Here is a 25,210-nt window from a genome sequence, read left to right on the forward strand (position 1 = left end):
AGCGTGACTCGAAACTCGCGAAAGAACGCGTTTCGAGTCAGACTCTATGATAGCCCTGCCAGCGATAGACGATGAACGAAGTGATCCAGCAGGCCACGAACAGGCCGATCACCGCAAAGCCGAGATAGCCAAGGTCTGCGTTGAGGGCGCCTGCCACTGCCCAAAGCGGGCCATGCAGTGCCATCCGGTCGCCCATCAGCCCCAGCAATTCGACCGAGCCGATCAACACGGCCACCAGCACCGAGGCTGCGGTGATGGTCAGATTGTACCACAGTTTGCGCAGCGGGTTGATTATCGCCCAGCCATAGGCATGCACCATCAGCACGCTGTCTATGGTATCGACCAGCGCCATGCCTGCGGTGAACAGCGCCGGAAACACCATGACTTGCCACCGGCTCATGCCCTGCGATGCCTGCGTTGCCGACAGGCCCAGCACGCCGATTTCGGTGGCGGTGTCAAAACCGAGCCCGAACAGGAATCCGAGTGGGTACATGTGCCAGCTTTTGGTGATCCCGCGCAGCAAAGGCCGCAACAGGCGTGCCATCAGGCCCGGCCCCATCAGGTCTGCGCCCGGTGCATAAGCGTCGATCGCATCGCCCTTACGGACCGCCGCAAAACTGCGCCAGACGCCGTGCAGGACAACCAGGTTGGCGATGGCGATGCCCAGCAGGAACGTTGCCGATACCAGCGTTCCGGCAACTCCGCCGATCTGCCGCGCGATACCCAGCCAGTGCTCGATCCCCAGCGCAGACACGGTGACCACCACCGTGGCCAGCACCACCACGGTCGAATGGCCCAGCGAAAACCACAGCCCGGCGGTTTGCGCGCGGCGCCCGGATTGCACCAGTTTGCGCACGACATTGTCGATGGCCGCGATGTGATCGGCATCGACCGCATGGCGCAGGCCAAACATCCACGCCAGCAAGGCCGCGCCCAACAGGGCAGGGGCGCGATGGAACGCGCCAAGCGCCCAACCCCACGCGGCCAGATTGCACAGGATCAGCGGGCCGAGCAGCCTGGCGCCGAACCGCCTGTTCAACATATGCGTGGCAATTGCTCGCCGGTCAGCCAGTCGACGATCCGGTCGCCGCCAAATGCGGTGGTCATCTGGACAAAGCCCTGATCGTCCTCGGTCACCGTGCCGATGATCGAGGCCTCGCGCCCCAGCGGATGCGCCTGCATCGCTGCCAGCAGGCGGTCGGCAGCGGCCGGGTCGACGATGGCAACCAGCTTGCCCTCGTTGGCCACGTTGAGCGGGTCCAGGCCCAGCAGTTCGCAAGCCGCGGCAACGTCGGGGCGTACGACAAGGGCGGATTCATGGATGTGAAAACCACAGCGCGATTGCCGGGCAATCTCGTTCAGCGTGGCGGCCAGGCCACCACGCGTCGGGTCGCGCATCACCCGCAAGCCCGCGCCCACTGCGCCGACCATCGCGGCGACCAGCCCGTTGAGCGCGGCGCTGTCGGACACGATTTCGGTCTCGAACCCCAGGTTGGCGCGTCTGGACATCACCGCAACCCCATGATCACCGATCGAGCCGGACGCGATCACCCGGTCGCCCGGCCGTGCCCGATCGCCCGAGATGACAATGCCGGGCGGGACCACGCCGATGCCGGTGGTGGTGATGAACAGTCCGTCGGCCTTGCCGCGTTCGACCACTTTGGTGTCGCCCGTGACAATCGCCACGCCGGCCGCGCGGGCGGCACGCCCCATGCTGATCGCGATGCGTTGCAGGTCGGCCAGGGGAAAGCCTTCTTCAAGGATATAGCTTGCCGCAAGGTGAAGCGGCTGCGCGCCGGCCATCGCCAGATCGTTGATCGTGCCATGGACCGACAACGACCCGATGTCGCCGCCCGGAAAGAACAGCGGCCAGATCACATGGCCATCGGTCGACATCACCATGCGGCCCGCCGCAACATCGAACGCGGCCTGATCATTGCCCAGATCGAGCAGTGCGTTGTCGAACGCCGGGCGAAAGATGTCATCGACCAGTTGCGCCGAGGCCCGTCCGCCCGCGCCATGCGACAGGTCGACCAGACCGGTCTTGATGTCGAGCTTGCGGCGACGCAGCCGGGGCGCGGTCATGCTGCGGCCCGCGCCGGAATCCGGTCGCGAAAACGGCCATACGTCCAGTGCGCGGCGCAGGCGCCTTCGGGCGACACCATGCACGATCCCATCGGCGCCTCGGGCGAACAGGTGGTGCCGAACAGCTTGCAGTCGGCGGGTTTTTTCAGCCCGCGCAGCACGTCTGCGCACTCGCAGGCCGGATTGTCGGCGGCGGCGACCGGCACCACGCAAAACCGCCGTTCGGCATCGAATGCGGCAAAGGCATCGCTCAGGCGCAAGGCACTGTGGGGCAATTGGCCCAGGCCCCGCCATTCGAACGTGTCGCGCATGGCAAAGACCTCGGTCATGGCGCTTTGGGCAAGGCGATTGCCCGTGGCTGTCACCGCGCGGATATACTGGTTTTCGACCCGGTAATGCCCGGCGTTCATCTGCCGCACCAGCATCAGGATCGCCTGCAGCACATCGAGCGGTTCAAACCCGGCGACAACCACCGGTTTGGCAAATTGGGCGCACAGCGCGCGATAGGGCTCGGTGCCGATCACCGTGCTGACATGCGCGGGGCCGATGAACCCGTCGATCTGCACGCGTTCGTCCGGCGGCAGATGCGCGGTGTCGAGGATCGCGCGGATCGCCGGCGGGGTCAGCACATGGTTGCAGAACACGCTGAAATTGCCGAGCCGTTTCTTGTGCGCAAGGTCGATCGACAGGGCGGTGGAGGGCGTCGTCGTTTCGAACCCGATGGCCAGAAACACCACTTCGCGCGCCGGTTCTGCCTCGGCCATCAGCACCGCGTCCAGCGGGGAGGTGATCATGCGGATATCGGCGCCCGCGGCCTTGGCCTTGAGCAGGCTGGTGCCGCCCGAGGCCGGTACGCGCAGCAGATCGGCATAAGTACACAAAGTCACCTCCGGCCGCATCGCCAGCCGGATTGCATCGTCGATACGCCCGACCGGCAGCACGCAGACCGGACAGCCCGGCCCATGCACCATGGTTACATTGGCGGGCAGCAGATCCTCCAGCCCATAGCGCGAGATGGCATGGGTGTGGCCGCCACAAAACTCCATGAACCGATACCGGCGGTCGATGGCCGCCTCTGCCGCGATAGTTGCGGCGATCGACCGGGCGAGCGTTCCGTCGCGGTATTCGTCGATATATTTCATCGGATCGCTCCTGCCATTGCGGGCATGCCGGGCACCGCGGCCTGATGCATCATCGCCAGCGTCAGTTCCGCTTCGGCGGGATCGAGCCGGGTCAAGGCATAACCGACATGCAGCAGGACATAATCGCCCACACAGACATCCTCGACCAATGCGATCGACACGCGTTTGGACACACCACCAAGCGTAACGCGTGCCATCTGATCGGGCAGCAGGGCCTCAACGCGGACGGGAATGGCCAGGCACATCGCTTCAGCTCCTGTTCGATTGCATCAGATGCGCGCGCGCGATGGCCGCCTGGCCCAGCGCAATGCCCCCGTCGTTGGCCGGGGCCAGCCTGGGCAGCCAGGGTTCGAGGCCGCGCCGGCGCAAGGCGAGGGCCAGCCCTTCGGCCAGAACCCGGTTCATGAAACATCCGCCGCCCAGCACCACGCGGGTCTGGCCCTGTGCCAGCGCCACTGCACCGATCCATTCGGCCAGCCCGGCGATCACCGTGCCGTGAAACAGCCCGGCCCCGGTCTGCGCATCGATGCCGGGTTGCAGCAGGGTGCCCAGCAAAGGTGTGAAATCGAGCATGCCGTCGATGATGTGATAGCCGCCGGGCTGGATCTGTGTCCGGTCGACCAGCGCTTCGAGTTCCATCGCCGCCTGGCCGTCATAACTTTGGTCTTCGCACACTCCGAGCAGCGCGGCGGCGGCATCGAACAGACGGCCCATGCTGGTGGTAACGGGGCCATCGGCTGTCATCGTCCGCGTGAGCGGGGCGGCCAGCGGGTGCCTGGAAAACCGGCGCTCCGCCTCGGCCCCGCGCCCCATTGCGACCATCGCCGCCATACCCATGCGCCAGGGTTCGCGGGCGGCGCGATCACCGCCGGGCAGGGGCAGCGGGCGCAGATGGCCGTGCCGGTGCCAGATTCCGCCGGTGCGGATCAGCAGTTCGCCGCCCCAGGCCATGCCGTCGCTGCCATGACCATGGCCATCGAGCGCCAGGCCGACGAGCGGGCCGTGCAACCGATGTTCGGCCGCGACGGCGGCCAGGTGGGCGGCATGGTGCTGTACGCGCAACACCGGCAGATCCAGTGTCTGCGCGACGACCGTCGAGCCATAGTCCGGGTGCAGATCACAGGCGACGCATTCGGGCCTGATGCCAAGCTCGGCCAGCAAACGTTGCACGGTTTCGTGATGAAAGCGCCGTGTCTGCGCGCTGTCGAGATCGCCCACATGCTGCGACACAAAGGCTTCGCGCCCGTGCGTGACGCAAACCGTCGCCTTGAGATGTGCGCCCAGCGCAATCACCGTCGGACCGTCCTCGCCCAGATCGATCGGGTCGGGCACATACCCGCGCGCGCGGCGCACAAACGCCGGTTCCCCGGCGATGACCGCCATGACCGAATCATCGGCGCGGATCAGGATGGGGCGGTTGTGGGTGACCACAAGATCCGCGATCGGCGACAAGTCCTGCGCGGCCGCCGCGCCGGCGATGACCAGCGGGTCACCCGCCAGATTGGCGCTGGTGACCACCAGCGCGCAAGTGCCGTCGGCGCCGTTGCGTTCGAGCGCATGAAAGATCAGGTGATGCACCGGCGCCGAGGGCAGCATCACGCCGACGGTTCGCAGGCGCGGGCAGACCGACGGCGCAAGGCCGGTGCCCTTGCGCACAATCACGATCGGGCGCGCGGATCGGTTGAGCAGATCGCGTTCGGCCGCAGTCGGGCTGGCGAACGGGCGGGATGCACCATCGCTGGCCAGCATGATGGCAAACGGACGTGCTGGGCGCCGCTTGCGCAGCCGCAGACGCGCAACGGCGGTTTCATTGGTGGCATCGCACAGCAAGTGGAACCCGCCGATCCCTTTGAGCGCGACGATCCCGCCCACGCGCAGGATCGCGGCAATTTCCTGCACCGTATGGCTGAACTGCGGGCCACAATCCGGGCAGGCCAGTGTCTCGGCATGAAAACGGCGGTTGCCCGGATCGGCATAGTCGGCGGCGCATTGCCCGCAGAACGCAAAGTCCGCCATGGCCGTGTTGGCGCGATCATAAGGCTGGCGCCGGGTGATGGTGAAACGCGGCCCGCAATCGGTGCAGGTGACAAACGGATAGTGGTAAAACCGGCTGGCCGGATCGAACAGGTCGGCAAGGCAGGCGGAACAAGTGGCCGCGTCGGGGATGGCGCGGCTGGTCGCCGCCCCGGCGGCCAGACTGGCGCGGATGGCAAAGCCGGTGCTGCCCAGCGCAGGCAGGCTGGTCACGTCGACCCGGTCGATGCGCGCCAGCGGCGGGTGTTCGCTGCGCAGGGCCCACAGGAACGCCCGGTGCGTGTCGCCTTCAAGTTCGGCCAGCACGCCCCTGGCGTCGTTGCACACGAAACCCGACAGGGCATAGCGCTGCGCAAGTGCAAACACGAAAGGGCGAAATCCCACCCCTTGCACCGCGCCGCTGACGTGAACCCGCAGGCGTCGCCTGGTCATCGTCGCTTGCCGACCAGCGCGGCGCGCGCCTCGATCCATGCCGCAAACGCGTCGATGCCCGCCCCGGTGCGGGCCGAAACGATCAGGATCGGCAGATCGGGATTGACGCGCAGGGCCGCCGCCCGACAGGCCTCCACGTCGAAATCGAGATGGGGCAGCAAATCCGACTTGTTCAGCACCATCAGGTCTGCGGCGGCAAACATGTCGGGATATTTGAGTGGTTTGTCTTCGCCCTCGGTGACCGACAACACCACAACTCTGGCATCTTCGCCCAGATCGAACGCGGCAGGACAGACCAGGTTCCCGACATTTTCAATGAACACCAGGCCTCCTGCATCGAGTGGCACCTGGTCCAGCGCGTGGCCAACCATATGGGCATCGAGGTGGCAGCCCTTGCCGGTGTTGATCTGCACCGCCGGAACGCCGGTCTGGCGAATACGCTCTGCGTCGAGCGAGGTTTGCTGATCGCCTTCGATCACGGCGAGGGACCAGCGGTCTTGCAATGCGGCGATGGTGCGCACCAGCAAGGTGGTCTTGCCCGACCCGGGGCTGGACAACAGATTGAGCGCAAAGGCACCTGACGCGTCCAGCAGGTCGCGATTGGCCTGCGCATGGATCGCGTTCCTGGCCAGAATGTCGCGTTCGATGGTGATCGTGCGCTCCTGGCTCATGCCCGGAACGGTCACCCCGGCAAGGCCCTCGCCAAAATCGATCGCGTGATCCCGATGGTCGTGGCCATGGCCGTTCCCATGTAAATGGGCGTGCCCATCGCCATGGCGCGCTGTGGCGCAACCGCAAACCGTGCACATCACGCAACCTCCATTTCAACCACGCGCAGATCATCGCCAGCGGTCATCTTGACCTGGTTGCCCTGGCACACCGGGCAGGCGTCGAACCGCTGAGCCAGCGCAACCGTGTTCCCGCAATCCGGGCACCAGCCTTCGCCGGGGACGATCTCGATTTCCAGACCCGAGCCTTCGGCAATGGTGCCCGCTGTGACCGCTGCGAAGCAAAAGCGCAGGGCATCGGGTTCGGCATGGCCCAGCGCGCCCAGCCTGAGCCTGATCATGGACACGCGGGCAAATGCCGACTTGGTGCGTTCGTGTTCGACCAGTGCGATCACGTTCTCGATCAACGAAACTTCATGCATGGTTCGCCGCCTTGCTGCCGACGCCCAAGTGCGTGCGCAGCGTCTGGATAACCAGCGCGGTGTCGACCGGTTTGAGGAACACCCCCGACACGCCCAGTTCATGCAGCCCGGTGCTGCCGACCAGCGCCTCGGCGGCGGAACTGACGATATAGCATGGGATGGCGCTGCCGCTGGCGCGCAGCCATTCGGAAATCGTCGGCGCATTCGGCGACGGATCGGCCAGCAGGTCGGCCAGCACCGCATCGGGTCTGACTCGCGCGATCGTGCGTTCGCCCTCGGTGTTGTTCGCGGCCTCTCCCACCGAAAAACCCACTGACTCCAGCGCCAGTCGCAATATGGCGCGCGCATGCGGATCGCTGTCGATCAGCAGGACGGTCCTGCGCCGGGAACCCAGACCAATGTTCATCGGGAAACCCCTGACTGGACGGCATGGATCTGGTGGGCGAGGGCATGGACGGCCAACCGCAGATTGTCGCTCGCACGCGGGGTCAGCGCTTCGATGAATTCGAACTCGTATCCGCGGATCGCCAGCAGGTACGCACAGGGCGTGCTGTTGTAATACTGTTCGGCCATGGCCAGGATGGCCTCCGGGCGGACCAGATGGCTGGTGAATTCGACACTGGTGGCACGCGACAGCTCAGTCACCGCAAATGGTGAGGCGCCCACCCGCGAGGCATCGACGAACCAGACGACATCGTGTTCGGCAACGTCGATCGCATCCTCGATGCACAGTTGGTAGTTGTCATAGGCGGTGACGTTGGGCCAGTTCAACGTCTCGATTTCGGCGACGGCCGCTGCCCCCAGCCCGTCATCCTGACGTCCCGGATTGCCGTACCCGAGCACGAGCACGCGCACCGGGTCGGCGTTCCCCGCTTCGAAGCGACCGGACCCTGCGGTCAGAGCGATCCCGGGCAGCGTCATTCCTTCACCCGTGTCGCCACGATGGCGCCATCTGCATCTTCGAGCGTGACAATCAGCGGCATGTCACCCAGCGCGTGGGTGGCGCACGACAGGCAGGGGTCATAGGCGCGAATGGCGACTTCGACGTGGTTGAGCAGGCCTTCGGTGATTTCGCGTCCGGTGAGGTAGTCCTTGGCCACTTTGGTCACCGACCGGTTCATCGCCTCGTTGTTGTTGGTGGTCGATACGATCAGATTGGCGCTGGTCACCTGGCCATTGTCATCGACGGTATAGTGATGCAGCAGCGTCCCGCGTGGCGCCTCGATCACGGCCACGCCTTCGGGCCGCCGCTTGCCGGTTACGACCAGGTCGGTGCCTTGCAGATCGTCGTCGTACAACAGCCGTTCGATCACTTCGGCGCAGTGGATCATCACGATCATCCGCGCCCAGTGATATCCCAGCGTTGCATGAACCAGTCCGCCATGACCCAACGCCATGAAATCCTTGCGTGCCGCCTCGGCCAGCGGCGTGTCGATAAAGGCGCAAGCATTGACCTGCGCCAGCGGCCCGACCCGGTACCACCCGTTGTCGCGACCGAGCGAGCGGATATGCGGGAACTTCATATAGCTCCACGACCGCACTTCCTCGATCATATAGTCGCGATAGTCTGCCGCCTTCACATCTTCAAAGATCGTGCTGCCGTCGGCGTGAAGGGCGCGCAGCGTACCGTCGTATAGCTCCATGCGCTTGTCTGCGCCGACCAGGCTCATGTAACTGGAAGGGAAACTGGCGAACGTTGCGTGCAGTTCCTGATGCGCGTGGACAAAGCTCTTGTGCAATTCCAGCGCCAGCCCGCACCAGGCGATGATCTGGCCGATATCCTTGCGCAAGGCATCGCGATGGTCGACGGTCAGGTTCTGGTTGACCCCGCCGGGCACGCACAGGCGCGGATGGATGCGCCGACCACCGGTCGCGGCGATCACCTGTTGTCCGAACTTGCGGATAAAAATGCCCCATTTGCCGACTTCGGGAAAGGCCTCGATCACCCCGACGATGTTGCGCGTGGCCACCGGCGCATCAAAGCCGAGCAACAAGTCGGGCGAGGCCAGATGAAAGAAATTGAGTGCGTTGGATTGCAGCACCTGGCCATAATGCATCAGCCGCCGCATCTTGTCGGCGGTGGGTGTCACCTGATCGACGCCCGCGACCACATCCATCGCCTTGCCCGCGCATAGATGATGGCTGACCGGACAGATCCCGCACAACCGCTGCACAATGACCGGAACTTCGTCGAACATGCGCCCCTGAATGAAGCGTTCGAACCCGCGAAATTCGACGATGTGGAACCGGGCCTGTTCGACTTCGCCCGCTTCGTTCAACCGGATGGTGACTTTGCCGTGGCCTTCGACCCGCGTAACCGGATCGATCACGATTTTTCGCGCGCCCAGACTTGCCTGAATTTCGGTCATGATGTCAGGCCCTCATTCATATTTCAGCAGGGCATAGGGCAGCGCGGGGGGCTGTCCGGTCAGCAGCGCGGTCAACGTTGCCCAGATCGCGTCCGCGCTGGGCGGACAGCCCGGCAGGAAATAGTCGATCTTGACGATCTCGTGCGAGGGATAGACGCGGTCGAGCAGCAGCGGCAGATCCTCGTCGTTGGGGATCATGCCGCCGCCTTCCAGGGAAGGGCCATGCAGATAGACCGCCTCCAGGCATTCGCGCAGGCCAATGGTGTTGCGCATCGCAGGGACACCGCCGTTGATCGCGCAGGCGCCAACCGAGATCAGGATGCGGCAATGCTGCCTGAATTCGCGCAGTTCGCGCACATTGGCCTCGTTCGAGCAGCCGCCCTCGATAAATCCGACATCGACCGGTCCATCAAAGCTCTTCTTGTCATCAAATGGCGACTTGTCGAAATCGACCAGATCGACCAGTTCGAGAATGCGCTCGTCGATATCGAGCAACGACATGTGACATCCGAAACAGCCGGTCAGCGCGGCGGTCGCCAGCGTCGGTTTGGTGCCGGTCATGATCTGTGCCCGCCTGAACCGGATGGGCGTCGCCTGGCCTCTATGTCACTGCCGATCGGCGCCTTGTCGAACCTGCGTTCGCCATTGGGCACGCGATAGCTGTCGCGCTTGATGACGATGCACGCCACCGGACAGACGCTGGCGGCCTTGTCGATCGCGGCCATCTGGGTTTCGCCCAGCCCGCCTTGCGCATCGACATTCAGGCGCATGGCGATGCCGCGCCCTTCAAAGCCGAACACCGTCTTGCCGTCTTCCATCCGCGAGGCGCGAATGCAGCGCGAACACAGGATGCAGCGATCATGATCGAGCGTGATGTCGGGATGGGTGGCGTCCAGTTTGCGCCTGGGCCACAGATAGGCCTCGGTCGGCGCAGTCATGCCCAGCCGGTAGCCCAGCGCCTGAAGCTCGCAATCGCCGCTGGCCACGCAATAAGGGCAGGGGTGGATACCTTCGACGAACAGCATTTCGATGATCGTGCGGCGGTCGTCGGTCAGGCGCGGGGTGTCGTTTTCGACGACCATGCCGTGCGCCGCCGGGGTGACGCAGGCCGCGCTCTGACGGCCATTGACGGTGCAGGTGCATACCCGACAATTGCCCGATGGCGTCAGGTCGGGGTGATGGCACAGCCGCGGAATGTAGATGCCGGCATCATCGCAAGCCTCGATCAGCGATTGTCCGGCGGTTGCTGCAACAGCAATGCCGTCGACGGTAAACTGGATCGCCTTTGCGGTCATGCCGACGCCTCCATGACGGGCTGGCGGCCCTGGACCACGACCGCGTCTTGCAGTGCCTGTTCCAGCGTTACCCGCGGCACGAATGCCTCGGGCCGCAATCTGGCCTCGAACGCTTCGGGAAAGCTTTTCATCGACGACAGGATCGGGTTGGGCGCCATCTGCCCCAGTCCGCACCGGCTCATCCGCATGACCGTGTGCGACAGTGCCTCCATCGCAGTCAGATCGGCGCGTGTCGCCCGCCCGGCCACCACCTTTGCCATGGCCAGGCTGAGCTGGGTCGTGCCGATCCGGCACGGCGCGCACCACCCGCATGATTCATCGACGAAGAAATCGGCGAATTGCAGGATGATCCCAAGCACGTCGCGCTGGCGGCCAAACACCATGGTCGATCCGCCGGTCGATAGATCCTCGAAGGCGATCTGGCGGCCAAAGTCGCGGGGTGAAACCGACTGGCCCGAGGGCCCGCTGATCTGCACGAATTCGGCGTCGGAACCGCCCACCAGATCCAGCAGGGCGTTGACGGTGATGCCGAAGGGCACTTCATAGACCCCGGGATAGGTGCAGTCACCGGCCACGCTCATCAGCTTGGTCCCGGTTGACAGCGCGGTTCCCATCCCGGCAAACCAGGCGGCGCCCCTTTCCATGATGCGCGCCGCGCACACGAAGGTTTCGACGTTGTCGATGGCGGTTGGCTGACCCAGATAGCCGTGCTCGGTCGGGAATGGCGGACGGTCGCGCGGTGCGCCGCGTTTGCCTTCGAGCGATTCCAGCAGCGAGGATTCCTCGCCACACATATAGGCCCCGGCACCAAGCTGGATGCGGATGTCGAAATCGAACCCGCGGCGCCCGCCGACAGCCTTGCCTAGCAGGCCGCTCTTGCGCCGCGCATCGAGCACGCCCTGCAGATGGTCCCACAGATAGGCATATTCGCCGCGCAGATAGAGCAGACCCTGGCTCGATCCGAGTGCAAAGGCGGCGACCGTCATGCCGTCGAACACCAGATCGGGAAATTCTGACAGCAGCACGCGGTCCTTGAACGTACCGGGTTCACCCTCATCGGCGTTGCACACGACATAGTGCTGCTTGCCTTTGGACTTGCGGGTCAGCCGCCATTTCATTCCGGTGGGAAATCCCGCTCCACCCCGACCGCGCAGCTTTGATGCGGTGATCTGTGCGATCACCGCATCAGGTGTCATCGCCAGCGCGGCGCCGATCACCGCGCCCGGCGCGGGCAGGGCGGACAGCAGCGGACCGGCCTTGACCAGGCCCGGTTGGACGCTGGCCTTCGGCAGGGCGGCCCCCTGGGTGCGATGCGGCGGGTATTGTGGCAGGCCACCTTCATGGCCCGACTGGCGCAACGCCGCGACGATATGGGCCACATCGGACGGGGTAAGAGCGGTGAGCACCACCCCGTTCACCAAGGCCGAAGGTTCCTGATCGGCCATGCCGATGTCGCTTGTCCATTCCAGTGTGAATTCGCCGTCTGCCGTCGTTTCGCCCATGGCGATGCCGAGTTCATGCTCGAACGCTTCGGCCACCGCCTGCGCGCCCTTGATGTGCGAAATCGCGGTCTTTGCCAGACGGATGCGAAAGCGGCCGCGCGGAACCCGGTCGAAGAACGAATAGAACGAGACCATGTCTTCGATTTCGACCGGCTCGATGCCTAGCCCTTTGGCCAGCAACCCGACCGACGCATCACTGACATGCCCAAGCCGATGCTGGACGGCCATGACAATATCCATCAACCGGGTGCGGTCTGACCCGAATTGCGCAAGAATGTCTTCCACTTCGGCCATGGTCCGGTCTTCTTCCATTCAAAGCGGGGTGGTCGCGGGTCAATCTGCCGTCGATAACCGGTTTAGGAGCGCGGCGGGGCGAGACCAGCGTCGGAAGATACTCAGAGTCTGGCTCGAAATGCGCATTTCGGGTCAGACACTCAGACACCTGCGCGCGGCACGGGCGCGCGGTCGGTCAGTGCGCCGCCGAATACTTTGTACAGCGTGACGATATTGGCGGCCCGGACCAGTTCGACTGCGATCAGCGACTGCCGGGCACTGTACAAGGTCCGCTGGGCGTTGAGCACATCGAGATAGCTGTCCGATCCACGCGCGTAGAGCGCCTGGGCCAGGCCAAGACCGTGCGTGGCGGTGGCAACCAGCGCGCGCTGCGCGCGCACACGTTCGGTTATCGTGCCGCGCTGGGCAAGCGCGTCGGCCACTTCGCGAAAGGCCGTCTGGATCGTCTTTTCGTACAAGGCGATATCGATCCGCTCCTGCGTTCGGGCATAGTCCAGGTTGGCCTTGTTGGCCCCGCCCGTGAAAATCGGCAGGGTCACGGTGGGGGCGAAATTCCACACTGCCGCGGCGCCGGAAAACAGGCTGCCGATCGACGCGCCCTGTGTTCCGGCAGAGCCCGTCAGCGTAATCGACGGAAAGAATGCCGCGCGCGCCGCGCCGATATTCGCGTTGGCGCTGCGCAAGGTATGTTCGGCCGCAACCACGTCGGGGCGCTGCAGCAGGATGCGCGAATCGAGTGCGCCGGGGATATCGCCCAGACGTGCGGCGGGATCGTCGATCGCGCCCGGCAGAGTGTCCGCGCCGACCGGTGCGCCGACATCCAGATTGAGCGCGTTGCGGTCCTGCGCAACCACAGTGATCAGGCGCGCGACATCATCGCTGGCCTGCTCCACCACGGTCTGCGCATTGTCGACATCAAGCTGCGAGGCGATCCCGCCGCCCAGACGCCGGCTTGCCAACTGCAGGCTGGCTGTGGCGCTGGCAACCGTCGCCTGCGCCACAGCCAACTGCGCGGCGTCGGACGCACAAGTCAGCCAATCGGTCGCGACTTGCGCGATCAGGCTGATCTGCGTGCTGTTCGTTGCCTCCTGGGTCGCGAGATAGGCTTCGAGCGCGGCCTTGGTCAGGCTGTGTACCCGCCCAAACAAATCCAGTTCATAGGACGTTGTGGCAACGTTGGCGGAATAAGTTGTCGCGTTGGCATAGGGCGGCGCGAGCGCGGGGGGAAAGCCGGTGTATTCGCGGCCGGTGCTGGCCCCCGCAGAGGCTGCGACGGTGGGCAGAAGCGTGGCATGCTGGATGCGATATTGCGCCCGGGAGGCTTCGATCCGCGCGATGGCGACACGCAAGTCACGGTTGTTGGCCAGCGCCTGTTCGATGACTTTGCGCAAGTTCGGATCGGCAAAGACCTGGCGCCAGTCGGCGACGGTTGCCTCGCCCGGCGGGCCATAGGCCGGTCCTGCGGGCCAGGCCACCGGCACGGGCGGTGCGGGCCGATGGTAGGCAGGGTCCAGCGAACAGCCCGCCAGCACCACGGTGCATGACAGTGCTGCGGCAAGGTTGCGGGTCATGCCGGGGCCTGCGTTGCAGGCGCATCGGGTCTTGCGCTGCGCAGTCCGCCCCGAACCGCCACGAAGAAGAACGGCACCAGAAATATCGCGAGCACGGTCGCCGTGAACATCCCGCCGATCACACCGGTGCCGATGTCGTTCTGTCCGCCCGCCCCGGCACCGGTGGAAATTGCCAGCGGCGCGACCCCGGCGATGAACGCGATCGAGGTCATCAGGATAGGCCGCAATCGCTGGCGCGAGGCGATGATCGCCGCCTCCAGCGGGGTCTTGCCAGCCAGTTCGGCATCGCGGGCGAAACCGACAATCAGAATAGCATTCTTGGCCGATAGCCCGATCGTGGTCAGCAGTCCGACCTGAAAATAGACGTCGTTGTTAAACGACCGCAGGGTCGCGGCCAGTAACGCGCCGACCACACCCAGCGGGATCACCAGCAGAATGGCAATCGGAATGGACATGCTTTCGTACAGGGCCGCAAGGCACATGAACACCACCAGGATCGACAACCCGTAGAGCAGCGGTGCTTCGCCGCCAGAGAGTTTTTCCTGGTAGGATTGCCCGGTCCAGGCATAACCGATCCCGGTGGGCAACTTGCCGATCAGCAGCTGCATTTCATCCATCGCCGCGCCAGAGCTTTTGCCCGGCGCGGCCTCACCCTGGATTTCCAGCGAGGCGACGCCGTTGTAGTGTTGCAATTGCGACGGGCCATCGGCCCAGCGGATCGATGCGAACGCCCCGATCGGCGCCATTTCGCCATTGGCAGACCGCACGTAGAAACGGCCCAGATCCGCAGGCGACATGCGAAACGGCGCGTCGGCCTGCATATAGACGTGCTTCACCCGGCCCCGGTCGGTGAAATCGTTGATATAGCTGGCAGCGGTTGCGGCGGTGATGGTCGCGTTGACATCGGCCAGCGACAGGCCGAGCGCACCGGCCTTGGCCCGATCGATATCGAGGCTGATCTGTGGGGTATCGGCCTGGCTGTTGGGGCGCACCCCGGCAAGAATGGGGTCGTGCGCGGCCATCTCCAGCAACTGGCGCTGCGCCTGCACCAGCCTGTCATGGCCGAGCCCGGCCTGATCCTGCAGTTCGAGATCGAACCCCGATGCAGTGCCGAGGTCACGCACGGCGGGCGGCACGATCGCGAAAACCTGGCCGTCGGGCAACGATCGGAACGCCGCCATTGCGCGGTTGACGATGGCGGGTGCGCGGTTGGCCGCGCCGCTGCGGTTTTTCCAGTCATTCAGCCGGACGAACGAAATGCCGACGTTTTGCCCATAGCCGGCAAAGCTGAACCCGGTGGCCGAGAAAATGGCCGAGACATTGGCCTTTTCGATGGTCAGATAATGCTGTTCGATCATGCGGGCGGTGGCTTCGGTGCGCGCTTGCACCGCGCCCGCCGGCAACGTGAACAAATTGATGATCTCGCCCTGGTCTTCGTCGGGCAGAAATCCCGTTGGCAGGCGCACGAACAGCAGTGCCATGACCAGCACGATGCCCAGATAGACCAGCCCCGCCGCGACCGGGGCTTTGACAATCGCGCGAACGGCCCGGTCATAGCGATCGACATTGCGATCGAACATCGTGTTGAACCAACCGAAGAAGCGGCCCGGTAATCCCGGGCGATGCGTCTCTGCAACCGGCGTGGCGGGACGCAGGAACGTCACGCACAGCGCCGGGGTCAGCACCAGGGCAACCGTTACGCTCAGCAGCACCGCCGCGACAATGGTGACCGAAAACTGGCGATAGATCGCCCCGGTCGAGCCACCGAAAAACGCCATCGGCAACAGCACCGCCGCCAGCACCGTGCCGATGCCCATCAGGGCGCCGGTAATTTCGTCCATCGATTTGACCGTGGCGTCGTGCGGGGAAAGCCCCTCTGTATCCATGATCCGCTGCACGTTTTCGACCACCACGATCGCGTCATCGACCAGCAGGCCGATGGCAAGGACCATCGCAAACAAGGTAAGCACATTGATCGAATATCCGGCGATCGACAGCACCGCGAATGTGCCCAGCAGCACGACGGGTACGGCGATGGCGGGGATCAGCGTGGCGCGCCAGTTTTGCAGGAACACGAACATCACCGCCACGACCAGCGCGATCGCGATCAGCAGGGTGCGTTCGACGTCCGAGATCGAAATCTTGATAAAGCTGCTGTTGTCGACGGGAAAGCCCACCGCAATTCCGGACGGGAACTGGCTGGACAATTCGGTGATGCGCGTCTTCACCAGGGCCACGGTCTTCAACGCATTGGCACCGGGGGCCAGCTTGATCGCGACGCCCGCAGCCGGATGGCCGTTGAGTTGCGATGTCTGGGTATAGGTATCTCCGCCCAGTTCGACCCGGGCCACATCGCCCAGCCGGATCAGCGAGCCATCGCTGGCGGTCTTGATGATGATCGCCCTGAACTGGTCGGCAGAGGTCAGCCGCGACTGGCCGTTGACCGTAACGTCCAGTTCCTGCCCTGCGCTGGCCGGGCGCGCACCCAGCTCGCCAGCCGGCACCTGAACATTCTGGGCCAGCACGGCGGAGCCGATGTCCGACGGCATCAGTTTGTAATTGTTCAGCTTGTACGGGTCGAGCCAGATCCGCATGGCATATTGCGCGCCGAACACCTGGGTGTCGCCAACCCCCGGCAAGCGGGATACCGGGTCGACCAGCTTGCTGGTCAGATAATCGCCCAGATCGGTGGTGTCGTGGCGTCCGTCGGTGTCGTAGAGCGCGATCACCAAGATGCTGTCGGCCTCGGCCTTGGCCACGATCAGGCCTTGCGCCTGAACTTCCACGGGCAGCAGCGGGGTCGCCTGAGTCAGCTTGTTCTGGACCTGGACTTGCGCGATGTCAGGGCTGGTTCCGGCATCGAACGTGACGGTGATGGTCGCAACCCCGTTCGACCCGCCGGTCGACGACAGATACAACAGATGATCAAGCCCCTTGAGCTGTTGTTCGATCACCTGGGTGACCGAACTTTCCAGCGTGTCGGCAGATGCGCCGGGATAGATCGCGGTGATCGTCACCGCCGGGGGGGCGATCGTGGGATATTGCGCGATCGGCAAAGTCAGGATCGCCAGCACCCCGGCAAGCATGATCCCCAGCGCCAGCATCCAGGCGAATATCGGACGATCGATGAAAAAGCGGGACACGTTATGCAGTCGGCACGGCAGGAGAAGGGTGTCGCGCCACAATCCTGACCGGGCTGCCCGGTCTGGCATTGGCCCCGCCTGCCACGATCAGACGGTCGCCGCGCAGCAAGCCCTGAGTCACGCGCCACTGATTGCCGACCGTTCCGGCCACAACCAGAATGCGCGCCTGCGCGTTGCCGTGGCCATCCACCACCAGCGCGGTCGGGCGGCCCTTCTCGTCATGGGTGACTGCCTCTTGCGGCACAAGGATGCCGGTCGGATCGACGCCTTCGGTAACCAGTGCGCGGACGTACATGCCGGGCAAGAGCAGCGCCCCGGGGTTGGCAAAGATCGCGCGCAGGGTCACCGAGCCGGTGTTCTGGTCGACGGTCACGTCGGTGAATTGCAGGTGCCCGCCCTGTGGATAGATCCGCCCGTCGCCAAGTTGCAGCCGCACTGCCAGGCGAGAGAGATGGCCGGTCCTGCCTGCGGCCTTGGTCATGTCATCCTTAAGCGCCAGCAGTTCGACGGCGGTCTGCGAGACATCGACATAGATCGGATCCAGTTTCTGGATCGTGGTCAGCGCGCCTGCCTGGCCATTGGTGACGAGCGCGCCCTGGGTAAAGCTGGATGCGCCGATCCGGCCACCGATCGGCGCGGTTACGCGGGTATAGCCCAGATTGATGCGCGCGCTTTCGACGGCGGCGGTCTGTTGCTGGACATTGGCCGATGCGGTGTCCGCCGCGGCTTTGGCATCGTCGGCGTCCTGATGGCTGACGGCGTTGATCCTGACCATGTCGGCATAGCGATCGGCCTTTAGCCGGGCGCTGAACAGCGTGGCGCGCGCGCTGGCCAATTGGGCCCGTGCCTGATCATAGAGCGCGCGATAAGGTGCCGGGTCGATGCGATAGAGCACTTGCCCGGCGCGCACATTGGTGCCTTCGACAAACAGGCGCGCCTGGATGATGCCGCTGACCTGGGGGCGGACATCGGACACTTGCAGCGGACTGGTGCGGCCCGGCAGGTCGGCCTGCAGCGGTACCGGTCCGGGCTCGATCGTGATGATGCTGACGGCCGGAGGGGCTGGCGGCGGTGGCGCCTTTGGCGCCGCATGGCATCCCGATAGTGAAACGCCGATCAACAGCGCCGTCCAAGCTTGCGCCGACGGCGGCGCAAGGCCCGGGGCGATAACGACCACCTTACCAGCCGGCAAGCGAGGGATAGGCACCCGGCACATAGGCATAGGGGTAGAGGTAATTGGTGGCGGGGCTGAATTCGTTGCCGGGATTTTCATCGTGGTGCAGGTCGGCGCTCGACCGGCGGTGCACCACACCCCCCAATTCGCGCATGCCCAGATCGAGATGCTCTTCCCAGTCTTCGCTGACATCGGCAATGACGGCGGCCTGGCCGCGCGACAACAGGGCCCCGGTTTCGATTTGCGCCTGGGCGCGCGTGTCGGACCGGTCCAGATCGACCGCACCGCCAACCACGGCCCCCGTGGCTGCACCGATCGCGGCACCCCCCGCGATACCAACCGCAACGCCCACCGGGCCCGCAATTGCCCCCAGCAGCGCGCCTATGCCCACGCCGACCGCCGTGGCAAACACCGGATGGGTGGCTTTGGTATCGACCGCGATGTGGCCAAGCCGGTCGCGGTGCACCACGGTGGTGCCATGGACCGTGATTTCTCCGGCGAAATCGAGCTGCCACAGGGCGTGCAGGCCCTGATAGGCGTGATCCTTGTCGTCAAACACGACAGCGACAAAATTGCGCATCGAATGCTCCTTATTTCGCGGCGCTGGACCGGCGCGCGGCAACCGCTTCGCTGATCGACTGAACCGAGGCGCGGGCGTCGACCACGGCCTGTTGAAGCGCGTCTTCGGCGGCACGTCCCTGGGCATGCAGGGCCTTGGCAATGTGCGTTGCGGTGGCTTCGAGGTAAGTCGCAGCCTCGGCCACGCCCTGCCTGGTCACCACGTTTTGCGCGGCGGCAGAACGGCTTACCGAATCAACAATGGCTCTGGCCTTGGCCGGCAAGGCAACCAGATCATCCCTGATCGCCCCGCCGCGCTTGGCGACCGCATCGGTCAGCGCCGCATGCAACTCCTGCGCTGCGCTGCGCGCATGGTCGAGTGCGTCCTTCAGATTGGTCTGCGTGTCAGCCTGACCGGCCATGTCGTGTCTCCTGTTCCCGCAATCGGGTGCGAACAGGGGGGTATGGTCTGTCTGGAATGAGCGATAGGCGCGGAATATACGCACACGCTTTGGGAACGTGGATCGACCGAACCGGGCCGCGCCGGGCATCACCGATGGCGTTGGTGCAGGGTGCCAGACGTGCGATTGCCGGTTCTGTCGGGCTGCGGCCAGATGCCGGTTGACGTGTAATGATATATCATGTTTAAACAGTCGAGGATCAACCGAGTGGCACGGCTGGATCCGTGCGGCTTGGACAAAGGCGTGGCAAGGCCCTCGGTCCGATCGCGCACCCGGCGTTCGCGCCGCGTTTTGAAAATGTAACGTAATAACGTACCATTCAGGGGTTACCATGAGAACACTCTACCAATCTGCCAGTATCATCGCCCTGGCCTTGTCCGCAGTTCCGGCCCATGCCGCCGATGCTGCGCCCGCCGATCCGCCACGGGCCGATGCGTCGGTCGAACCGTCGCAGATCGTGGTCACCGCCAAGCGCCTCGATGAAGCACGCGAGAGCATCAAACCCAGCCTTGGCGCGTCAACCTACACGCTCGACAGCGCGGCGATCCAGAACCTGCCGGGCAGCGACAACCAGCCGATCCAGGACATCATCCTGCAAATGCCCGGCGTCAGCCAGGACCAGTTCGGCCAGTTCCACGTGCGCGATGAACACAACGGCGTGCAATATCGCATCAACGGGGTGATCATTCCCGAAAGCATCGCGGTGTTTGGCCAGACGCTGTCGCCGCGCCTGATCGACACGATGTCGCTGGTCACCGGCACGCTGCCCGCACAATATGGCCTGCGCACGGCGGGCATTCTCGACATCACTACCAAGTCGGGATTGAAGGATACGACCACGGTCAGCATGTATGGTGGCAGTCATGACACGCTTGAGCCAAGCGTGCAGTTGACCGGCAGTTCGGGCGCGACGACGTGGTTCCTGTCGGGCGATTACAAGCATAGCGATCTGGGCATCGAGAACGTCAACAGCACTTATACCGCGGTGCACGACAACACCAATCAGTTCAGCGGTTTCGGCTATATCGATCATATTATCAGCGATAGCGACCGCATCGCATTCACCGGCGGCTATTCCAACCAGCACTACCAGATCCCCAATCCCGCCGGTCCGACCGACATTACCGGGTCGCAGACCGACCTCAACGGCAATCCGGTGGCGGTCAACGGCGTGACCAGCTTTGACAGCGCCAATCTCAACGAGCAGCAGTTGCAGACATTCGGGTTCGGCGCGCTAAGCTGGTTGCACAGCGCTGGGGCGTTCTCGTTCCAGGTCTCGGCCTTTGCGCGCCTGGCAACGCTCGACTATCGGCCCGACTATGTCGGCGAATTGCTGTTCAATGGTCTGGCGCAATATGCCAGCAAGAAAGACACCGTGTTCGGCGGGCAGGCAGACGGCGCCTATAAATTGGGTGACCACAATACGCTGCGGTTCGGGGTGCTGTTCGAACATGACCAGTCGAAAAGCATCGCCAACACCAACGTCTTTCAGACCACTGGCGACACGTACTATCCTTATGATCCCACCCAACCGCAGCCCCAGGCCAATCTGGGCTGGCAACAAGGCCCGATCGTGGCCAACGGGACGCCGGGCCAGATCGAATCGCTGGTCTATGTCACCGACGTCAGCCAGCGGACGTACAGCGCCTATGTGCAGGACGAATGGCATCCGGCAGAATACCTGGTGGTCAACTATGGCCTGCGCTTCGATGAAAACGATTCTGCTCGCAACGAGCGGCAGTTGAGCCCGCGCATCAATCTGGTCTGGACGCCGCCATCGGGCACCACGATCCACACCGGCTATGCACGCTATTTCGCGCCGTCACCGTTCGAACTGGTGGCGAGCAGCAATATTGCCCAGGTCGCCGGCACCACGGTTTCGCCCAATGTGCGCACCGATGATCCGGCCTATGCCCAGCGTGAGAATTACTGGGATGTCGGCATTCAGCAGGTCATCGTCAAAGGTCTGACCCTTGGTCTGGATGCCTATTTGCGGCGCGATACGCACCTGGTCGATGAAGGCCAGTTTGGTGCCCCGATCATCCTGACACCGTTCAACTATGCCAAGGGCCGCCTGATGGGCGCCGAACTGACCGCCAGCTACCGCACGGGCGGGTTCAGCGCCTATGGCAACTTTGCCGCGCAGAAGGGGCAGGGGACCCAGATCGATTCCAACCAGTACAATTTTTCGCAGGCTGACCTGAACTATATCAACACGCACTATATCTATCTCGACCACGACCAGACCTGGACCGGTTCGGGCGGGCTGGCGTACAACTGGCATTCGGGTCCGCTGGATGGCACGCACGCGAGTGCCGACATGGTCTATGGTTCGGGGCTGCGCAGCGATCTGACGCTGGCCGATGGCACCAACATCCCCAATGGTGCGCATTTGCCGCACTATGCCACCGTCAACATGTCGGTCGGACACACGTTCGCGGCGAGCGGAGTGGACATGCGGGTCGTGGTCCAGAACCTGTTCGACAAGATCTACGAGATCCGCGACGGCACCGGCGTGGGTGTCGGCGCACCATCCTATGGTCCCCGGCGCGGGCTGTTTTTCGGGGTAACCAAGACGTTCTGACGACACCGTTCATCACCCCGGCAACCGATCGGTTGTCCGGGTGATGGGCCGCTGCACGAGGCGGCAATCGCGGCTTGCGACCTGCGGCGGCGGCCGATAGACCCGGATATAGTGTATCGTGGAGAACGCAATGAAACGGGTCGGTCTGCTGCTTGCCGGGTGCGCGACGCTGATGGTGACGGCTGTCGCTCATGGCCAAAGCTATCAGCCGCGTGAGACTTTTGCCCCCTTCGACATGGGCCAACCGGTCAATCGCTATCGCAGCGGCAGCGGGCGTCCCGGGCCGGACTATTGGCAAAATCGCGCCGATTACGAGATCCACGCGACGCTCGACACCGCAACCCAGACGATCAGCGGCACCACGACGATCACTTATACCAACAACAGTCCGGACACCCTTGCCGTGCTGTGGCTGCAACTCGATCAGAACCTCTATGCGCCGAATTCACGCGGTCGGCTGGCCAACGGCGGCAGCCGTCCGACCGGGACCACCGACGGGATGACGCTTGATTCGGTCGCGTTCCTGGATCCGGCCGGCAAGCCGGTTTCGGCAATCCCGCTGGTGACCGACACCCGCGCGCAATTGGCTCTGCCGAAACCGCTCGCGCCCGGAGGCAAGGCGACGGTTACCTTGCGCTATCATTACACCGTGCCCGGCGCATTCGGTGGACGCACATCCTGGGGCCGGTCGCGCGACGCCGAAATATACGACATTGCCCAGTGGTATCCCCGCATGGCGGTCTATGACGATATCCGTGGCTGGGACACCGCGCCCTATCTGGCCCAGGAATTCTACCTCGAATACGGCAATTTCGACTATTGGATCACCGTGCCCTCGAACATGCTTGTTGCGGGCTCGGGCGCGCTGGTGAACCCGGCGGACGTGTTATCCACGGTCGAACAGGAACGGCTTGCCAGGGCGCGGACCAGCGATGCGACCGTAATGATCCGCTCGCCGGCCGAGGTTGCCGAACAGCAGGCGCACGCCAAGACCGGCGGCGTTGCGACATGGCACTTCCGCATGGAAAACACGCGCGACGTCGCCTTTTCCGCGTCGAGCGGCTTCGTTTGGGACGCTGCCCGGATCAACCTGCCTGACGGCAAGACCGCGCTCGCCCAATCGGTCTATCCCGCGGAAAGCCAGGGGGCCGACAAATGGGGGCGCTCGACCGAATATCTCAAGGATTCCGTCGAGCGTTTCTCCGCGCGCTGGTTTTCCTATCCCTGGCCCAATGCGATCAATGTGGCCGGGCCGACCAGCGGGATGGAATATCCCGGCATCATCTTCGACGGGCCCGATGATGCGGGCAAGACGCTGTTCTGGATTACCGCGCATGAAATCGGGCACGGCTGGTTTCCCATGATCGTGGGTTTCGACGAACGGCGCAATGCGTGGATGGATGAAGGTTTCAACACGTTCATCGACGTCTACCAGTCCGACGATTTCAACCATGGCGAATACGCGCCCAAGCGCGATTCCGAATTTGCAGAGGCCGGGGGCAATCCGGTCGATGCGATCCTGCCACTGCTGGCGGACAAGGACGCGCCGCCAATCCTGAGCCGATCCGACACGGTGACCGAAGCGTATCGACACCCGGTGACCTATTTCAAATCCGCGCTGGGGCTGGTCCTGCTGCGCGAACAGATCCTCGGTCCGGCGCGTTTCGATCCGGCATTTCGCCACTTCATCGCAGACTGGGCGTTCCGGCACCCCAAGCCCGCCGATTTTTTCCGCGCGATGGAAAGCGAGGCGGGCGAGGACCTGTCATGGTGGTGGCGTGGCTGGTACGCCAACACCTGGCAACTCGATCTCGCCATTGTCGGGGTCGATCAGGGCAGCGCAAACCCGGCGCATGCGGCAGTGGTCCAGGTTGCGTCGCTCGACAAACTGCTACTGCCGGCAACGTTGCGGATCACCTATTCCGACGGCAAAGTCGTCGACATGCGGCTGCCGGCAGAAACCTGGATCCGTCAGGGCAAAACCGGCGTCGCCATCCCCGGTTCGGGCAAGATCGTCCGTGCCGAGATCGACCCGGACCACAAAATTCCCGATCGCGACCGCACCAACAACGTTTGGACCAGTCCGTCTGACCAAGCGAGGTGATGCCCGGATCGGGCCCTGCTCTTGAGCTTAGGCGGGATGGATTTTCAGCCAGTCGCGCTTCACTTTCTTGGCGAGGCTCCATTTGTGGACTTCGGTGGGGCCATCATAGATGCGGAATGCGCGCACTTCGCGAAAGATCTGTTCGACGACCGTGTCGCCTGAAACCCCCATGCCGCCCATCACCTGAACACAGCGATCGGCGATCCGCATCAGCGCCTCGCTGACCGCGACTTTGGCCATCGAGCTTTCGGCGGTCCCCAGCGAGCCGGTGTCGAGCACGCCCGCGCACCAGTCGATCATCAACTGGCATTGCTGGATATCGATCAGGTTGTCGGCCAGCATGAATCCGACACCTTCATGATCGACCAGCAGCTTGCCAAACGCCTTGCGCCGGCAGGCATAATCGGTGGCGATCTCGTTGGCGCGGATGCACCCGCCCAGCCAGCGCATGCAATGCGACAGGCGGGCAGGGGACAGACGGATCTGCGCATAAGTGAAGCCTTCGCCGCTTTCGCCCAGCATCTGGTCTGACGGCACGCGCAGATTGTCGATAGTGATCACCGCATGGCCGCCGGGCATCGAACTGTCGATGGTGTCGAGCACGCGGTCGATGCGGATCGCCGGATCGGGCAAGTCGACCACGAACATGCAGGCGCCTTGGGCCGATCTGGCCATGACGATACCGACTTTTGCACCCTGCGCGCCGGTGATGAAGGCCTTTTGGCCGTTGATCAGCCAATGGTTGCCATCGGGTATGGCGGTCGTCAGCATCATCGACGGGTCCGATCCCGCCCCGCCATCGAGCGCCGGTTCGGTCATGAAAAATGCCGATCGTGCTTCGCCGGCCAGCATCGGCGCCAGAAAGCGCTGCTTCAGTTCAGGCGATCCGACTTTGCCGAGCAGGTACATGTTGCCCTCGTCCGGGGCCATCGTGTTGACCGCCAGCGGGCCCAGCGGCGACAGGCCCGATCTGATCAACACGATCGCCGTTTCGCGCTGGGTCAGGTGGCTGCCATCGGGCAGCACATGCGGGGTCAGCACGCCCGCGTCGCGCGCCCTGGCCCGCATTTCCTGCACCAGATCATCGGGCGGACCATGGCCGTGCACCGCGATACGAGGGTCGCGCTCATAAGGAATGACCACCTCGCGAACGAAACGCTCGACGCGATTGGCAATGGCATGGGCGCGTTCGGTCATCTCGGGTTCCTCGGCTGGGGCAGGCTGTGCCACATTATGGAACAAGATTGTGGAACAATAAAGCGGAACTTGATGCGGCGGGCGCAAACGCGCATAGCCGTTGCCATGTGCGCGA

At 64.0% G+C, this 25,210-nt stretch carries 21 protein-coding genes; 2 read left to right on the forward strand and 19 right to left on the reverse strand.

The window, feature by feature from the left end:
• Positions 1 to 37 precede the first annotated feature (37 nt).
• From AQZ49_RS20895 to AQZ49_RS20980, 18 genes are all read right to left on the reverse strand, one after another.
• Complete coding sequence (locus AQZ49_RS20895) at positions 38 to 1,042, reverse strand: HoxN/HupN/NixA family nickel/cobalt transporter (RefSeq protein ID WP_067620703.1); 1,005 nt, start codon at positions 1,040 to 1,042, stop codon at positions 38 to 40.
• A complete protein-coding gene (gene hypE, locus AQZ49_RS20900; protein WP_067620706.1) occupies positions 1,036 to 2,085 on the reverse strand; it encodes a hydrogenase expression/formation protein HypE in 1,050 nt (349 codons plus the stop codon). Before hypE ends, AQZ49_RS20895 begins: the two co-directional genes overlap by 7 nt.
• Entirely contained in the window at positions 2,082 to 3,227 is a 1,146-nt protein-coding gene (gene hypD / locus AQZ49_RS20905) for a hydrogenase formation protein HypD (RefSeq protein ID WP_067620709.1), read from the reverse strand. The genes hypE and hypD overlap by 4 nt, the downstream gene beginning before the upstream one ends.
• Positions 3,224 to 3,472 carry a HypC/HybG/HupF family hydrogenase formation chaperone gene (locus tag AQZ49_RS20910; protein ID WP_067620712.1) on the reverse strand — a complete coding sequence of 83 codons (249 nt, stop codon included), beginning with the start codon at positions 3,470 to 3,472 and terminating at the stop codon, positions 3,224 to 3,226. The genes hypD and AQZ49_RS20910 overlap by 4 nt, the downstream gene beginning before the upstream one ends.
• 4 nt (positions 3,473 to 3,476) lie before the next feature.
• Positions 3,477 to 5,693: a carbamoyltransferase HypF gene (gene hypF, locus AQZ49_RS20915; protein ID WP_067620782.1), complete on the reverse strand. Its 2,217-nt coding sequence runs from the start codon at positions 5,691 to 5,693 to the stop codon at positions 3,477 to 3,479.
• The gene (gene hypB, locus AQZ49_RS20920) at positions 5,690 to 6,502 is read right to left on the reverse strand and encodes a hydrogenase nickel incorporation protein HypB (RefSeq protein ID WP_067620715.1); all 813 of its coding nucleotides are present in this window, start codon (positions 6,500 to 6,502) and stop codon (positions 5,690 to 5,692) included. Before hypB ends, hypF begins: the two co-directional genes overlap by 4 nt.
• Positions 6,502 to 6,843: a hydrogenase maturation nickel metallochaperone HypA gene (gene hypA, locus AQZ49_RS20925; protein WP_067620718.1), complete on the reverse strand. Its 342-nt coding sequence runs from the start codon at positions 6,841 to 6,843 to the stop codon at positions 6,502 to 6,504. The genes hypB and hypA overlap by 1 nt, the downstream gene beginning before the upstream one ends.
• A complete protein-coding gene (locus AQZ49_RS20930; RefSeq protein ID WP_067620721.1) occupies positions 6,836 to 7,249 on the reverse strand; it encodes a response regulator in 414 nt (137 codons plus the stop codon). The genes hypA and AQZ49_RS20930 overlap by 8 nt, the downstream gene beginning before the upstream one ends.
• Complete coding sequence (locus tag AQZ49_RS20935; RefSeq protein ID WP_082701971.1) at positions 7,246 to 7,764, reverse strand: hydrogenase maturation protease; 519 nt, start codon at positions 7,762 to 7,764, stop codon at positions 7,246 to 7,248. Before AQZ49_RS20935 ends, AQZ49_RS20930 begins: the two co-directional genes overlap by 4 nt.
• Positions 7,761 to 9,212 (reverse strand): Ni/Fe hydrogenase subunit alpha, encoded by a 1,452-nt coding sequence (locus AQZ49_RS20940; RefSeq protein ID WP_067620724.1) that lies wholly within the window; start codon positions 9,210 to 9,212, stop codon positions 7,761 to 7,763. The genes AQZ49_RS20935 and AQZ49_RS20940 overlap by 4 nt, the downstream gene beginning before the upstream one ends.
• Before the next feature lie 12 nt (positions 9,213 to 9,224).
• Complete coding sequence (locus AQZ49_RS20945; RefSeq protein ID WP_067620726.1) at positions 9,225 to 9,773, reverse strand: NADH-quinone oxidoreductase subunit B family protein; 549 nt, start codon at positions 9,771 to 9,773, stop codon at positions 9,225 to 9,227.
• A complete protein-coding gene (locus AQZ49_RS20950; RefSeq protein ID WP_067620729.1) occupies positions 9,770 to 10,507 on the reverse strand; it encodes a 2Fe-2S iron-sulfur cluster-binding protein in 738 nt (245 codons plus the stop codon). Before AQZ49_RS20950 ends, AQZ49_RS20945 begins: the two co-directional genes overlap by 4 nt.
• Positions 10,504 to 12,303, reverse strand: a complete 1,800-nt coding sequence (locus AQZ49_RS20955) for an NAD(P)H-dependent oxidoreductase subunit E (protein WP_231739360.1) — start codon at positions 12,301 to 12,303, stop codon at positions 10,504 to 10,506. The genes AQZ49_RS20950 and AQZ49_RS20955 overlap by 4 nt, the downstream gene beginning before the upstream one ends.
• Positions 12,304 to 12,443: 140 nt before the next feature.
• Entirely contained in the window at positions 12,444 to 13,874 is a 1,431-nt protein-coding gene (locus AQZ49_RS20960; protein ID WP_067620735.1) for an efflux transporter outer membrane subunit, read from the reverse strand.
• Positions 13,871 to 17,017: an efflux RND transporter permease subunit gene (locus AQZ49_RS20965; RefSeq protein WP_082701972.1), complete on the reverse strand. Its 3,147-nt coding sequence runs from the start codon at positions 17,015 to 17,017 to the stop codon at positions 13,871 to 13,873. Before AQZ49_RS20965 ends, AQZ49_RS20960 begins: the two co-directional genes overlap by 4 nt.
• A 1-nt stretch (position 17,018) precedes the next feature.
• Entirely contained in the window at positions 17,019 to 18,194 is a 1,176-nt protein-coding gene (locus AQZ49_RS20970) for an efflux RND transporter periplasmic adaptor subunit (RefSeq protein ID WP_231739361.1), read from the reverse strand.
• Position 18,195: 1 nt separating this feature from the next.
• Positions 18,196 to 18,771, reverse strand: coding sequence for a hypothetical protein (locus tag AQZ49_RS20975; RefSeq protein WP_067620741.1), 576 nt, complete (start codon positions 18,769 to 18,771; stop codon positions 18,196 to 18,198).
• Between the two features lie 10 nt (positions 18,772 to 18,781).
• Positions 18,782 to 19,171: a hypothetical protein gene (locus AQZ49_RS20980; RefSeq protein ID WP_067620744.1), complete on the reverse strand. Its 390-nt coding sequence runs from the start codon at positions 19,169 to 19,171 to the stop codon at positions 18,782 to 18,784.
• A 370-nt stretch (positions 19,172 to 19,541) separates the two neighbouring features.
• Here AQZ49_RS20980 and AQZ49_RS20985 point away from each other — a divergent pair, with 370 nt between their 5' ends.
• A complete protein-coding gene (locus AQZ49_RS20985) occupies positions 19,542 to 21,794 on the forward strand; it encodes a TonB-dependent receptor (RefSeq protein ID WP_067620747.1) in 2,253 nt (750 codons plus the stop codon).
• A 130-nt stretch (positions 21,795 to 21,924) separates the two neighbouring features.
• Entirely contained in the window at positions 21,925 to 23,898 is a 1,974-nt protein-coding gene (locus AQZ49_RS20990) for a M1 family metallopeptidase (RefSeq protein ID WP_067620750.1), read from the forward strand.
• A 27-nt stretch (positions 23,899 to 23,925) separates the two neighbouring features.
• On the opposite strand, the gene AQZ49_RS20995 is transcribed toward AQZ49_RS20990, so the two are convergent.
• The gene (locus AQZ49_RS20995; RefSeq protein WP_067620754.1) at positions 23,926 to 25,095 is read right to left on the reverse strand and encodes an acyl-CoA dehydrogenase family protein; all 1,170 of its coding nucleotides are present in this window, start codon (positions 25,093 to 25,095) and stop codon (positions 23,926 to 23,928) included.
• Positions 25,096 to 25,210 lie beyond the last annotated feature (115 nt).

The organism is Novosphingobium sp. FSW06-99 (assembly GCF_001519065.1).
GTDB lineage: Bacteria > Pseudomonadota > Alphaproteobacteria > Sphingomonadales > Sphingomonadaceae > Novosphingobium.

Excerpts from the sequence above, each read along its gene's own strand:
- AQZ49_RS20895 (WP_067620703.1), bottom strand. The coding sequence starts at position 1,042 with ATGTTGAACAGGCGGTTCGGCGCCAGGCTGCTCGGCCCGCTGATCCTG.
- hypE (WP_067620706.1), bottom strand. The coding sequence starts at position 2,085 with ATGACCGCGCCCCGGCTGCGTCGCCGCAAGCTCGACATCAAGACCGGT.
- hypD (WP_067620709.1), bottom strand. The coding sequence starts at position 3,227 with ATGAAATATATCGACGAATACCGCGACGGAACGCTCGCCCGGTCGATC.
- AQZ49_RS20910 (WP_067620712.1), bottom strand. The coding sequence starts at position 3,472 with ATGTGCCTGGCCATTCCCGTCCGCGTTGAGGCCCTGCTGCCCGATCAG.
- hypF (WP_067620782.1), bottom strand. The coding sequence starts at position 5,693 with ATGACCAGGCGACGCCTGCGGGTTCACGTCAGCGGCGCGGTGCAAGGG.
- hypB (WP_067620715.1), bottom strand. The coding sequence starts at position 6,502 with ATGTGCACGGTTTGCGGTTGCGCCACAGCGCGCCATGGCGATGGGCAC.
- hypA (WP_067620718.1), bottom strand. The coding sequence starts at position 6,843 with ATGCATGAAGTTTCGTTGATCGAGAACGTGATCGCACTGGTCGAACAC.
- AQZ49_RS20930 (WP_067620721.1), bottom strand. The coding sequence starts at position 7,249 with ATGAACATTGGTCTGGGTTCCCGGCGCAGGACCGTCCTGCTGATCGAC.
- AQZ49_RS20935 (WP_082701971.1), bottom strand. The coding sequence starts at position 7,764 with ATGACGCTGCCCGGGATCGCTCTGACCGCAGGGTCCGGTCGCTTCGAA.
- AQZ49_RS20940 (WP_067620724.1), bottom strand. The coding sequence starts at position 9,212 with ATGACCGAAATTCAGGCAAGTCTGGGCGCGCGAAAAATCGTGATCGAT.
- AQZ49_RS20945 (WP_067620726.1), bottom strand. The coding sequence starts at position 9,773 with ATGACCGGCACCAAACCGACGCTGGCGACCGCCGCGCTGACCGGCTGT.
- AQZ49_RS20950 (WP_067620729.1), bottom strand. The coding sequence starts at position 10,507 with ATGACCGCAAAGGCGATCCAGTTTACCGTCGACGGCATTGCTGTTGCA.
- AQZ49_RS20955 (WP_231739360.1), bottom strand. The coding sequence starts at position 12,303 with ATGGCCGAAGTGGAAGACATTCTTGCGCAATTCGGGTCAGACCGCACC.
- AQZ49_RS20960 (WP_067620735.1), bottom strand. The coding sequence starts at position 13,874 with ATGACCCGCAACCTTGCCGCAGCACTGTCATGCACCGTGGTGCTGGCG.
- AQZ49_RS20975 (WP_067620741.1), bottom strand. The coding sequence starts at position 18,771 with ATGCGCAATTTTGTCGCTGTCGTGTTTGACGACAAGGATCACGCCTAT.
- AQZ49_RS20980 (WP_067620744.1), bottom strand. The coding sequence starts at position 19,171 with ATGGCCGGTCAGGCTGACACGCAGACCAATCTGAAGGACGCACTCGAC.
- AQZ49_RS20985 (WP_067620747.1), top strand. The coding sequence starts at position 19,542 with ATGAGAACACTCTACCAATCTGCCAGTATCATCGCCCTGGCCTTGTCC.
- AQZ49_RS20990 (WP_067620750.1), top strand. The coding sequence starts at position 21,925 with ATGAAACGGGTCGGTCTGCTGCTTGCCGGGTGCGCGACGCTGATGGTG.
- AQZ49_RS20995 (WP_067620754.1), bottom strand. The coding sequence starts at position 25,095 with ATGACCGAACGCGCCCATGCCATTGCCAATCGCGTCGAGCGTTTCGTT.